The organism is Micromonospora sp. NPDC048170 (assembly GCF_040652795.1).
Taxonomy (GTDB): domain Bacteria; phylum Actinomycetota; class Actinomycetes; order Mycobacteriales; family Micromonosporaceae; genus Micromonospora.
Genome location: NZ_JBEZMR010000049.1, coordinates 1 through 14,212, shown reverse-complemented (window position 1 = coordinate 14,212; position 14,212 = coordinate 1). Strand labels below are relative to the sequence as shown.

At 74.8% G+C, this 14,212-nt stretch carries 1 protein-coding gene; it reads left to right on the top strand.

From position 1 onward, the window contains the following. Positions 1–23: 23 nt before the first annotated feature. A partial coding sequence (locus AB0D32_RS31505; protein ID WP_357098139.1) for a type I polyketide synthase occupies positions 24–14,212 on the top strand: 14,189 nt, incomplete at its 3' end.

The window sequence follows — 14,212 nt, the reverse complement described above, 5'->3', positions numbered from 1 at the left end:
TTGTCCCCAGTACGGAGCTCATGATGTCTACGTCCGCAGACAAGGTCGTCGAGGCGCTTCGCGCCTCGCTCAAGGAGACGGGCCGCCTCCGTCAGCTCAACCAGCAGTTGACCGCTGCCGCCCGAGAGCCGATCGCGATCGTCGCCATGTCCTGCCGCTACCCGGGCGGCGTCGCCAGCCCGGAGCAGCTCTGGGACCTGGTGGCCTCCGGTGGTGACGCGATCGGCGGCTTCCCGACGGGCCGGGGCTGGGACCTGGACAACCTGTACGACCCGGACGCCGACCGGGCCGGCCGCTCCACCACCCGCGAGGGTGGCTTCCTCTACGACGCGGCCGACTTCGACGCCGAGTTCTTCGGCATCTCGCCCCGTGAGGCCGTCGCCATGGACCCGCAGCAGCGGCTGCTGCTGGAGACGTCCTGGGAGGCGTTCGAGTACGCCGGGATCGCGCCCGCGTCCATGCGTGGACAGAAGGTCGGCGTCTTCGTCGGGACCGCCGCCAACGGCTACGGGATGGGCCCGCAGAGCGAGGCCGAGGGCACCGACGAGGGCTACCTGCTGACGGGTACGGCCACCAGCGTCGTCTCCGGCCGGATCGCGTACGCCCTCGGTTTGGAGGGCCCGGCGGTCACGGTCGACACCGCCTGCTCGTCGTCCCTGGTCGCCCTGCACCTGGCCGCCCAGGCGCTGCGGCAGGGCGACTTCGACCTGGCGCTGGCCGGTGGCGTCTGCGTCATGGCCACTCCCAGCCCGTTCGTGGGCTTCTCCCGGCAGCGGGGGCTCGCCCCCGACGGCCGGTGCAAGTCGTTCGCCGCCGCCGCCGACGGCACCGGCTGGTCCGAGGGCGTGGGCATCCTGCTGGTCGAGCGGCTGTCGGACGCGCAGCGCAAGGGGCACCCCGTACTCGCGGTGATCCGGGGCAGCGCGGTGAACCAGGACGGCGCGTCCAACGGTCTGACGGCGCCGAACGGGCCGGCCCAGCAGCGGGTGATCCGGCAGGCCCTGGCCAACGCCCGGCTGACCACGGCCGACGTGGACGCCGTCGAGGCGCACGGCACCGGCACCGTCCTCGGCGACCCGATCGAGGCGCAGGCCCTGCTGGCCACGTACGGGCAGGACCGCCCCGCCGACCGGCCGCTGCTGCTCGGGTCGATCAAGTCGAACATCGGTCACAGCCAGTCCGCCGCGGGCGTGGCCGGCGTGATCAAGATGGTGATGGCGATGCGGCACGGCCTCGTCCCGCCCACCCTGCACGTGGACGAGCCGACGCCCAAGGTGGACTGGTCGGCGGGCGAGGTGTTGCTGGTGACCGAGGCCCGGCCGTGGCCGGTGAGCGGGCGCCCCCGGCGGGCGGCGATCTCCTCCTTCGGCATCTCCGGCACGAACGCGCACACCATCCTGGAGGAGCCGCCCACCCCCGACGCCGAGGGCACGGCTCCCGCCGACGCCCCGGCGGCGACCGCCGCTGACCTGCCGGCTGTGCCTGTGCTCGTGTCCGCCCGGTCGGCATCCGCGCTGGCCGCCCAGGCGGGGCGCTGGGCCCGGTGGCTGGACGCCGACGAGACCCTCCGCCCGGTGGACGTCGGCTGGTCGTCGGTGGTGTCGCGGTCCACGCTGGAGCACCGGGCGGTGCTCACCGTCACGGACCGCGAGGACCTGCTGGCCGGCCTGCGCGCCCTCGCCGCCGGTGAGCCGTCCGGCGCGGTGGTCGCCGGGCAGGCGGCCGACCGTGGTCCGCTCGCCGTGCTCTTCTCCGGTCAGGGCGCGCAGCGTGCCGGCATGGGCCGGGAGCTGTACGCGGAGTTCCCGGTCTTCGCCGCCGCGCTGGACGAGGTGTGTGCGCAGCTCGATCCGTTGCTGCCGCGTCCGTTGCGGGAGGTGCTGTTCGCCGAGGCGGGCACCCCGGAGGCGGGGTTGCTGGACCAGACGGTGTTCACGCAGGCCGGATTGTTCGCGGTCGAGGTGGCGCTGTTCCGGCTGGTGGCGTCGTACGGCGTGGTGCCGGACTTCGTGGGCGGCCACTCGATCGGTGAGATCGCCGCCGCGCACGTGGCCGGGGTGCTGTCCCTGGCCGACGCGGCGGCGCTGGTGGCGGCGCGGGGCCGGTTGATGCAGGCGTTGCCGACCGGCGGCGGGATGCTCGCCGTCGCCGCCTCCGAGGAGGCGGTGGCCGGGTCGATCGCCGCCCTGGCCGACCGCGTCGGCATCGCGGCGGTGAACGGGCCCACCTCGGTCGTGGTCTCCGGCGCCGTCGAGGCCCTGGACGACCTCGAGCGGGTCTGGCGGGAGCAGGGCACGAGGACCCGCCGGCTGCGGGTCAGCCACGCGTTCCACAGCCCCCTGATGGAGCCGATGCTCGACGAGTTCCGGGCCGTCCTCGACGGGCTGACCTTCGCCGCACCGGTGCTGCCGATCGTGTCGAACCTGACCGGTGCGCTCGCCGACGCCGACGAGATCCGTACCCCGCGGTACTGGGTGCGGCACGTCCGGGAGGCCGTGCGCTACGCCGACGGAATCGCCGCGCTGCGGACCGCCGGCGTGGACACGTTCCTGGAGATCGGCCCGCGGAGCGTGCTGACCGCGATGACCCGGGACGTGTTGAGCGGCGAGGCTCCGGCTGACGCCGTCGACGGCGAGACCCCGGTGGTCGCGGTGCCCGTCCTGCGCGCCGACCGCCCCGAGGCCCGGGCCCTGCTCGCCGCCCTGGGCGAACTGCACGTCAACGGGGCGCCCGTCGACTGGCCGGCCCTGTACGCCGGTACCGGAGCGACCCCGGTCGCCCTGCCCACGTACGCGTTCCAGCGGCAGCGCTACTGGCCCGAGCAGATGCCGATGCCGGTGACGGGCCCCGTCAGCCCGGACGTGGTGGACCTCGAGTTCTGGTCGGCGGTGGAACGGTCCGACGTCGCGGCGCTGGCGGCGCAGTTCGGCGACGACGCGGCGGCCCTGGACGTGCTGGCCCCGGCCCTTCCGGTCCTGTCGTCCTGGCGTAGGGCGCGACTGCGGGACGCGGTGGTCGACGGCTGGTCGTACCGGGTGGTGTGGAAGCAGACCACCTCCCCGGCGCCGGTGACCCCGACGGGCGGCTGGCTGCTGGTGGAGCCGGCCGGCGACGCCACGGCGACGGACTGGGCCGAGGCGTTGGCGGGGGCGCTGACCGCCGCGGGCGGCGAGGTGTCCCGGCTGGCGGTGGACCCCCTCGCGGAGCGCGACGACGTGGCGGCGCGGGTGGCGGAACTCGTGGCCGACCGCCGGTTCGCCGGGATCGTGTCCCTGCTCGGCCTGCCGGACCGGCCGCACCCGGGTCAGCCGGCGGTGCCGCTCGGCACGGCCGCCACGATGGTGCTGGTGCAGGCCCTGCACGACGCCGACATTTCGGCACCCCTGTGGGCGGTGACCAGTGGTGCGGTAGGCACCGGGGAGGCGGATCCCGTCCGCAGCGTCGCCCAGGGCGGACTGTGGGGCCTGGCCCGGGTCGCCGGGCTGGAGCACCCGCAGCTGTGGGGCGGCCTGGTCGACCTGCCCGAGCGGCCCGACCAGGGCGCCTGGGACCGCGTGGTGGGCGTACTGGCCGGCGGTGGTGACGAGGACCAGGTGGCCGTACGCCCCTCCGGTGTGTTCGTGCGGCGGCTGGTCCGCGCCACGCCGGCGGCCGTCGGGACCGTCGAGCGCTGGCAGCCGTCGGGCACGGTGCTGATCACCGGGGGCACCGGGGCGCTGGGCGCCCACGTGGCCCGCTGGGTGGCGGCCAACGGTGCCGAGCACGTCGTGCTGACCAGCCGCCGGGGCGAGAGCGCCCCGGGAGCGGCGGAGCTGCGCGACGAGTTGACCGCACTCGGCGCCCGGGTGACCCTGGTCGCCGGTGACATGGCCGACCGGGCCCGGGTCGAGGCGCTGCTGCGTGACGTCGACGCCGATCCGGCGCCGTTGACGGCGGTGGTGCACGCCGCCGGGGTGGGCCAGCTGAGCATGCTGGTGGACACCGACCTGGCCGGCCTGGCCGGGGTGCTGGACGGCAAGATCGCCGGTGCGGTGCACCTGGACGAGTTGCTGGGCGACCGGCCGTTGGACGCGTTCGTGCTGTTCTCCTCCATCGCCGGGATCTGGGGCAGCGGCGGGCAGGCGGCGTACGCGGCGGGCAACGCCTTCCTCGACGCGCTCGCCGAGCGGCGTCGGGCGCGCGGCCTGGCCGCCACCGCGGTGGCCTGGGGGCCCTGGGCCGACGGCGGCATGGCCAGCGGCGAGGGGCAGGAGTTGCTGGCCCGCCGCGGCCTCAGCCCGATGTCCCCGGGCCAGGCGGTGTACGCGCTGCGCAGCGCGGTGGGTCGGAGCACGCCGGCACTGACCGTGGCGGACGTCGACTGGTCGCTGTTCACCCCGGCGTTCGCCGCTGCCCGTCCCCGCCCCCTGCTCGACGACATCGCCGAGGCCCGGGACGCCCTGCGCGTGGTCGACGGGGCACCGCAGGACACGGCCGGCGGCGGTCTGCGGCAGCACCTGCTGACGTTGCCCCGCGCCGAGCAGGACCGGCACCTGACGGACCTGGTGCGGACGCACACCGCCGCCGTGCTCGGCCACTCCGGCACCGAGGTGGTGAAGGCACACCGGGCGTTCAAGGAACTGGGCTTCGACTCGCTCACCGCGGTGGAGTTGCGTAACCGCCTGGCCGGCGCGACCGGGCTCACCCTGCCCACCACCCTCGTCTTCGACTACCCGAACCCCGCCGCCCTCGCCGACCACCTGTCGTCGGCGCTGCGCCTGCACGAGGTCGACACCGTCACCACCTGGGGCCCCACCGGCCCGGTCGACGACGACCCGATCGTCATCGTCGGCATGAGCTGCCGGTACCCGGGCGGCGTGGCCAGTCCGGAGGACCTCTGGGACCTGGTTGCCACCGGACGCGACGGGATCAGCGGCTTCCCCGAGGACCGGCACTGGGACATCGCCCGGCTGCTGGCCGCCGACGCCGACGGGCGACCGGTGTCGCACACTCGGGAGGGTGGCTTCGTCGCCGGCGCCACCACCTTCGACCCCGGCTTCTTCGGCATCTCGCCCCGCGAGGCGGTCGCCATGGACCCGCAGCAGCGGCTGCTGCTGGAGGCGTCCTGGGAGGCGCTGGAGCAGGCCGGGATCGACCCGGACCAGCTGCGCGGCAGCCGGACCGGGGTGTTCGTCGGCGCCTCCCCGTCGGGGTACGGCACCACCGACACCCCGGCGGAGCTGGCGGGATACCAGCTCACCGGCGGCGCGCACAGTGTCATCTCCGGCCGGGTGTCGTACACCCTGGGCCTGGAGGGACCGGCGGTGACCGTCGACACCGCATGCTCGTCGTCCCTGGTGGCCGTGCACCTGGCCGCCCAGGCGCTGCGGAGCGGCGAGTGCGACAGGGCGCTGGCCGGCGGGGTCACCGTCATGGTGACCCCGGGAGCCTTCGTCGAGTTCTCCCGGCAGGGCGGCCTCGCTCCGGACGGCCGCTGCAAGTCCTTCGCCGCCGGTGCGGACGGCACCGGCTGGTCGGAGGGGGTCGGCGTGCTGCTGGTCCAGCGGCTCTCCGACGCCCGCCGGGAGGGCCGCCAGGTGCTCGCCGTGATCGCCGGCAGCGCGGTGAACCAGGACGGCGCGTCCAACGGTCTGACCGCGCCGAACGGGCCGGCCCAGCAGCGGGTGATCCGGCAGGCCCTGGCCAACGCCCGGCTGACCACGGCCGACGTGGACGCCGTCGAGGCGCACGGCACCGGCACCGTCCTCGGCGACCCGATCGAGGCGCAGGCCCTGCTGGCCACGTACGGCCAGGGTCGCCCCGCGGACCAGCCGCTCTGGCTGGGGTCGATCAAGTCGAACATCGGTCACAGCCAGGCCGCCGCCGGCGTGGCCGGCATGATCAAGATGGTGCAGGCGATGCGGCACGGGCTGCTCCCGTCGACGCTGCACCTCGACGAGCCGACGCCCCACGTGGACTGGTCCGCCGGAGCGGTGTCCCTGCTGACCGAGGCGCGCCCCTGGCCGGCGGTGGACCGGCCCCGCCGGGCCGCCGTGTCGTCGTTCGGCATCAGCGGCACGAACGTCCACCTGATCCTGGAACAGCCGCCGGCCGAGGCGATCGAGGGCGAGGTCGCCGCCCGGAACGAGCCGCCGGTCGTGCCGGTGTTGCTCTCGGCCCGGGACACGGTCGGGTTGTCCGCGCAGGCCGGGCGCTGGGCGGCGTGGCTGAGCGGGGACGAGAACCTGCGTCCGCTGGACGTGGCGTGGTCGTCGGTGGCGTCGCGGTCGGTGCTGGAGCACCGCGCGGTGGTGACCGGTGCGGGTCGGGACGAGTTGTTGGCGGGTCTCGGGGCTCTGGCGGCGGGTGAGCCGTCGGGCGGCGTGGTCACCGGTCCGGGTGGGCAGCGGGGCCAACTGGCGCTGTTGTTCTCGGGCCAGGGCGCGCAGCGTGCCGGCATGGGCCGGGAGCTGTCGGCCGTGTTCCCGGTGTTCGCGGCGGCCCTGGGCGAGGTGTGCGCTCAGCTGGATCCGTTGCTGCCGCGCCCGCTGCGTGAGGTGCTGTTCGCCGAGGCGGGTACGGCCGAGGCCGCGTTGCTGGACCAGACGGTGTTCACGCAGGCCGGGTTGTTCGCGGTCGAGGTGGCGCTGTTCCGGCTGGTGGAGTCGTTCGGGATCGTGCCGGACGTGCTGGCCGGCCACTCGATCGGTGAGGTGACCGCCGCGTACGTCGCCGGGGTGTTCTCCCTGGCTGACGCGTGCCAACTGGTGGCGGCCCGGGGCCGGCTGATGCAGGCGTTGCCGGCCGGTGGCGGCATGCTCGCCGTGGCCGCCGACGAGGCGGCGGTGACGGAGTCGATCGCCGGGCTGGCCGACCGGGTCGGCATCGCGGCGGTGAACGGGCCGACCTCGGTGGTGGTGTCGGGTGCCGTCGACGCCCTCGACGACATCGAGCGGGTGTGGCGGGAGCGGGGTGTGCGTACCCGCCGGTTGACGGTGAGCCACGCGTTCCACAGTCCGCTGATGGAGCCGATGCTCGACGAGTTCCGCGCGGTTCTGGACGGGTTGGCGTTCGCGGCGCCGTTGTCGCCGGTGGTGTCGAACGTGACCGGGGCGCTCGCCGACGCCGACGAGATCCGCACGCCGGAGTACTGGGTGCGGCACGTGCGGGAGGCGGTGCGCTACGCCGACGGGGTCACCGCGTTGCGGGACGCCGGGGTGGACACGTTCCTGGAGGTCGGGCCGCAGAGCGTGCTGACCGCCATGACCGTCGACGTCCTGCCCGACGACGCCGCGCTGGCCGTCGCCGTGCAGCGTCGGGACCGGCCCGAGGCGCAGGCGCTGCTGCACGCCCTCGCCGAGCTGCACGTGCACGACGTGCCGGTGAGCTGGCAGGAGTGGTTCGTCGACACCGGCGCGCGTCGGGTCGACCTGCCCACGTACGCCTTCCAGCGGGAGCGTTACTGGCTGCCGCCGGTCGGCCAGTCGGCCGACGTCTCGGGGGCGGGCCTCGGTGTGGCCCGGCACCCCCTGCTCGGTGCGACGGTGTCGGTGGCCGGCGAGGACATGGTGGTGCTGACCGGCCGGCCGTCGGTGTCGACCCACCCGTGGCTGGCCGACCACGTCGTGTCCGGTGCCGTGGTCGTGCCGGGCACCGCCCTGGTGGACCTCGTCGTCCGGGCGGGCGACGAGGTCGGTGCCTCCCGCGTCCGTGAGTTGACGGTGCTCGCCCCGCTCGTGCTGCCCGCCACCGGTGGTGGGGTACGGGTGCAGGTCCGGGTGGGTCCCGTCGACGGGACGGGCACCCGGTCGGTGACCGTGCACTCCCAGCCCGAGGACGACCCGGAGGCGGGTTGGACCCGGCACGCAGACGGCCTCGTCGGCACCCCCACGGCCGACGAACCCACGCTGGGCGCGTGGCCGCCGGCCGGCGCGGCCGAGGTGGACGTGACCGGCTGGTACCCGACGGTGGCCGAGCACGGCCTCGCCTACGGGCCGGTCTTCCAGGGCCTGCGACGGGCGTGGACCGCCGAGGGCGTGGTGTTCGCCGAGGTCGCCCTCCCCGACGAGGTGATCGGGGAACCGGCGGGATTCGGGGTGCACCCGGCACTGCTGGACGCCGCCCTGCACCCGATCGGGCTGCTCCCCGCCGACGAGGCGGGCGGCGGGGCACGGGTGCCGTTCGCATTCGAAGGGGTGCAGGTCCACGCGGTCGGGGCGCGGACGCTCCGGGTCCGCCTGACCGCCGCCGGCACCTCCGTACGGCTGGTCGCCGTCGACGAGACGGGTGCGCCGGTGGTGTCGGTGGACTCGCTGACGTTGCGCGAGATGACCAGCGTGGCGGCACCCGCGGACGAGGCACACCGCTCCCTGTTCGAGGTGTCCTGGCAGCCCGAGCAGATCACCGTGCCCGACGGCGGGTACGGCTGGATCCTGCTCGGTGACCGTCCGCTCGACGGCGCGCCGCAGCTTCCCGCGTACGCCGAGGTGGCGGCCGTGTCCACGGCGGTTACGGACGGTACGACCCCCGCCCCCGCGGCGCTGCTGCTGCCCGTCCCCGCGGCGGCGTCCGAGGCGGACCTGCCCGACGCGGTGCGGTCGGTCACGGCGGACGTCCTCGGCGCGGTGCAGGCCTGGCTGGCCGCCGACACCCTGGCGGACGCGCGGCTGGTCGTGGTGACCCGCGGCGCGGTGGCCGCCACCACGGACGACCGCGTCACCGACGTGGCCGGAGCGGCGGTCTGGGGCCTGCTGCGCTCGGCCCAGTCGGAACACCCCGGCCGGATCGTGCTGGCCGACCTGGAACCGGGCGTCGACCTGGACTCCGACCTGCTGGCCCTGCTCGCCGGGGCCGCCGACGACCCGGGTGTCGGCGGGCAGTTCGCGGTGCGGGCGGGCACGGCGTACCTGCCGCGGCTGGTCCGCGCCGCAGGCGGCCTGCCGACCCCGGCGGCCATCGGCCAGGGAACCGTCCTGGTCACCGGTGGCACCGGATCGCTGGGCGCCCTGGTGTCCGAACACCTCGTCACCACGTACGGCGTGCGCTCGCTGGTGCTGGCGTCCCGTCAGGGCCCGGCGGCCCCCGGCGCCGACCAGTTGGTGGAACGGCTGACCGCGCTGGGCGCGGCCGTCCGGGTGGTCGCGACGGACATGACCGACCGGGTACGCGTCGGTGAGCTGGTCCGGGCGATCACCGACGAGGACCGGCTCGCCGGTGTGGTCCACACGGCCGGTGTCCTCGAGGACGGCGTGGTCAGCGGGATCACTCCCGACCGGCTGGCGCACGTGCTGGCGCCGAAGGTCACGGCGGGCTGGTGGCTGCACGAGGCGACCGCGGAACTGGACCTCGACCTGTTCGTGCTCTTCTCCTCCGTCGCCGGGGTGCTCGGCTCCCCGGGCCAGGCCGCCTACGCCGCCGGCAACGCCTTCCTGGACGCCCTCGCCCTGGTGCGGGCGCAGCGAGGACTGCCCGCGGTCAGCCTCGCGTGGGGCATGTGGGACACGGAGGGGATGGCCGCGTCGATCAACGACGCCGACCGGGCCCGGGTGACCCGGGCCGGCCTGGTTCCGATGACCGCCCAGGTCGGGCTCGGGCTGTGGGACGCCGCCCTGGCCCACGGCGGGACGGCACTCGTCCCGGCCGTCGTCGACATCCCGGCCATGCGGGCGCAGACCGCCGCGGGCCGGGTGCCCCCGATGCTGCGAACCCTGGTGGGACCGGCCGCGAAGCGCCGCCGCTCCGGCACCGGAGGATGGGCCGACCGGTTGGCCGGCCTCGAGCCGCAGGAGGCGCGTACGCAGGTCGCCCTGCTGGTCCGCGGGCTGATCGCGCAGGTCCTCGGCCACAGCGGCGCCGACCAGGTGCCGGCGGACCGGGCGTTCCGGGAGTTGGGCTTCGACTCGCTGACCGCCGTCGAACTTCGCAACCGGATCAACAGCGCGACCGGGCTGCGGCTCACGTCGACGCTCGTCTTCGACTACCCGACCCCCGGCGCCCTGTCGGAGCACCTGTACGAGCAGCTGTCCGGCCAGGTCGCCGACCAGCAGCAGGCCGTGTCGACCGGGAGCGTCGACGAGCCGATCGCCATCGTGGGGATGGCCTGCCGCTACCCGGGTGGGGTGACGAACCCGCAGCAGCTGTGGGACCTGGTCGCCGCCGGGGCCGACGGCATCGGGGAGTTCCCCACCGACCGTGGCTGGGACCTCGACCGGATCTTCCACCCCGACCCGGACAACCCCGGTACGTCGTACACCCGGAACGGTGGATTCCTGTACGGGGCCGCGGAGTTCGACCCCGGGTTCTTCGACATCTCGCCGCGTGAGGCGATCGCGATGGACCCGCAGCAGCGGTTGCTGCTGGAGACGTCGTGGGAGACGTTCGAGTCGGCAGGTCTGGACCCGCAGCGGCTGCGCGGCAGCCGGACGGGCGTGTTCGCCGGACTGATGTACCACGACTACGCCACGCAGGTGCAGGAGCTGCCCGAGGGCGTCGGAGGCTTCATCGGCACCGGCACCTCCGGCAGCGTGCTGTCGGGTCGGGTGGCGTACACGTTCGGCCTGGAGGGCCCGGCGGTCACCGTCGACACCGCGTGTTCGTCGTCGCTGGTGGCGTTGCATCTGGCGGTGCAGGCGCTGCGTAGCGGTGAGTGTGATCTGGCGTTGGCCGGTGGTGTGACGGTGATGGCGACACCCGGCACGTTCATCGAGTTCTCGCGTCAGCGTGGTCTGTCGCAGGATGGCCGGTGCAAGTCCTTCGCGGCTGGTGCTGACGGCACGGGCTGGTCCGAGGGTGTCGGTGTGCTGTTGGTGCAGCGGCTGTCGGACGCGCAGCGGGAGGGCCGGCGGGTTCTGGCGGTGGTGCGTGGTACGGCGGTGAACCAGGATGGTGCGTCGAATGGTTTGACGGCGCCGAACGGTCCGTCGCAGCAGCGGGTGATCCGCCAGGCCCTGGCCAACGCGCGGTTGACCGTGGCGGACGTGGACGCCGTCGAGGCGCACGGCACGGGCACCACCCTCGGCGACCCGATCGAGGCACAGGCGTTGCTGGCCACCTACGGCCAGGACCGTCCGGCCGACCAGCCGCTCTGGCTCGGGTCGATCAAGTCGAACATCGGCCACACGCAGGCCGCTGCCGGGGTGGCCGGCATCATCAAGATGATCATGGCGATGCGGCACGGGGTGCTGCCGTCGACGCTGCACGTGGACGAGCCGTCACCGCACATCGAGTGGAGCGCGGGGGCGGTCTCCCTGCTCACCGAGGCGCGCGACTGGCCGGCGGCGGGCAGGCCCCGCCGGGCGGCGGTGTCGTCGTTCGGGGTCAGCGGCACCAACGCACATGTGATCATCGAGCAGCCGCCCGCCGGGGCGGAGCCGACCCGGGGCGACGGCACCTCGGCACGTGAGGACCAGTCCGCCCGCGAGGCGGCGTCACCGGCCCCGGTGCTGCTGTCGGCCCGCTCCGAGGCCGCCGTCGCGGCGCAGGCGGACCGGTGGGCCCGCTGGATCGCCGACGACGAGGACCTGCGCCCGGTCGACGTCGGCTGGTCGTCGACGGTCAGCCGGGCGGTGCTGGAGCACCGCGCGGTGGTCAGCGCGACGGACCGGGACGAACTGCTGGCGGGGCTGCGCGCCCTCGCCGACGGCGAGTCGACCGGCGCCGTGGTCACCGGTACCGGCACGACGCGTAACCAACTGGCCGTGCTCTTCTCGGGTCAGGGTGCGCAGCGTGCCGGTATGGGCCGGGAGTTGTCCGAGGCGTTCCCGGTGTTCGCCGCCGCACTGAGTGAGGTGTGTGCGCAGCTGGATCCGTTGTTGCCGGGTCCGTTGCGGGAGGTGTTGTTCGCCGAGGCGGGTACGGCTGAGGCTGCGCTGTTGGATCAGACGGTGTTCACGCAGGCCGGGTTGTTCGCGGTCGAGGTGGCCCTGTTCCGTCTGGTGGAGTCGTTTGGTGTCGTTCCGGACGTGGTTGCCGGCCATTCGATCGGTGAGGTGACTGCCGCGTACGTCGCGGGGGTGTTGTCGCTGGCTGATGCGTGTCAGTTGGTGGCGGCGCGGGGTCGGTTGATGCAGGCGTTGCCGGCCGGTGGCGGGATGCTTGCCGTGGCCGCCGACGAGGAGACGGTGTCGGAGTCGATCGCCAACCTGACCGACCGGGTGGGCATCGCGGCCGTCAACGGGCCTACCGCCGTGGTGGTCTCCGGTGACGTCGAGGCCCTGGACGGGCTGGAGCAGATCTGGCAGAGCCGCAACGTCCGGACCCGCCGCCTGACGGTCAGCCACGCGTTCCACAGTCCGCTGATGGAGCCGATGCTGGACGAGTTCCGCGCGGTCCTGGCGGGGCTGACGTTCCGCGCGCCGCTACTGCCGGTCGTGTCGAACCTGACCGGGGCGCTCGCCGACCCCCGGGAGATCACCCGCGCCGACTACTGGGTCCGGCACGTCCGCGAGGCCGTCCGGTACGCCGACGGCATCGCCGCCCTACGCGCCGCCGGGGCGGACACCTTCCTGGAGATCGGCCCGCAGAGCGTCCTGACCGCGATGAACGCCGACCTGCTCGCCGACGACGCGCTCGCGGTGGCGGCCCAGCGCCGGGACCGTCCCGCCCCGCAGGCGCTGCTGCACGCGCTGGCCGAACTGCACGTCCACGGCGTCCCCGTGACCTGGACGCAGTGGTTCACCGACGCCGGCGCCGCCCGGGTCGACCTGCCCACGTACGCCTTCCAGCACGAGCGGTACTGGCTCGGCGCGGGCCAGGCGCGTACCGCCGACGTGTCCGGCGCCGGACTCGGCGTGGCCGGGCACCCGCTGCTCGGCGCGGCGGTCACCGTCGCCGGCGCCGACATGGTGGTGCTGACCGGCCGACTGTCCCTCGCCACCCACGCGTGGCTCGCCGACCACGTCGTCTCCGGCATGGCGATCGTGCCCGGCACCGCCCTCGTCGAACTGGCCGTACGGGCCGGCGACGAGGTGGACGCGTCGCGGGTGCGGGAGCTGACCGTCGCGGCGCCGCTGGTGCTGCCGGCGGCCGGCGCGGTGCGGGTGCAGGTGCGCGTCGGCGCGGCCGACGAGGCGGGCACCCGGGTCGTGGCGGTGCACTCGCAGCTCGAGGGCGACCCGGAGGCCGGGTGGATCCACCACGCGGAGGGCGTGCTGGAGCCGGCGTCGGTCGACGAGCCGGGAATGGGGGAGTGGCCGCCCGTCGGCGGCGTCGAGGTGGACCTGTCGGGTTGGTACCCGACGCTGGCGGAGCACGGTCTGGCGTACGGGCCGGTGTTCCGGGGACTGCGCCGGGTGTGGACCGCCGAGGACGACGTGTTCGCCGAGGTGGTCCTGCCGGACGAGGCGGCGACGGAGGCCGCCCGCTTCGCGGTGCACCCGGCGCTGCTGGACGCCGCCCTGCACCCGATCGGGCTGCTGCCGGGCGCGGAGTCGACTGGGCCCCGGGTGCCGTTCGCGTTCGAGGGTGTGCAGGTGCACGCCTCGGGCGCCCGCGTGCTGCGGGTACGCCTGACGCGCGCGGGTACGGCTGTGCGGCTGGTCGCGTCCGACGAGTCGGGCGCCGCCGTGGTGTCCGTCGACTCGCTGGCGTTGCGTGAACTGACCGGTGTGGCCGGGACGAGCGCGGCGGCCCGCTCGATGTTCGAGGTCGCCTGGCAGACCGAGGAGGTCGCCGCCGGGGACGCCTCCGGGTGGGTGCTGGTGGGCTCGCCGACGGCCGCCGGCCTGCCGGCGTTTTCGGACGTCGAGGCCCTCGTCGCGGCGGTCGACGCCGGTCAGGTGGCCGCGCCGAACGGGCTGGTGCTGCCGGTCGACGCGTCGGATGTCGCCGTACCGGACATGGTGCGCGCGGCGGCGTCCGCCGTGCTGGCGACGGTGCGGTCCTGGCTGGCGACCGCCACCCTGGCGGATTCGCGGCTGGTGGTGGTGACCCGGGGCGCGATCTCGGTCGGGGCTGAGGACCGGGTGACCGAGCTCGCGGGTTCGGCGGTGTGGGGTCTGCTGCGGTCGGCACAGTCGGAGCACCCGGGCCGTATCGTCCTCGCGGACGTGGACGGCGACCTGGACGCCGGGACGCTGGCTGTCCTGGCCGGTGTGGCGGACGAGCCGGTGACGCATGGCGGCCAGGTCGCGGTGCGTTCCGGTGCGGTGTTCGTGCCGCGTCTTCTCCGCGCGGTGGTTCCGGCGCCGGTGGACGGTCCTGTGGTGGGCGAGGGCACGGTGCTGGTGACCGGCGG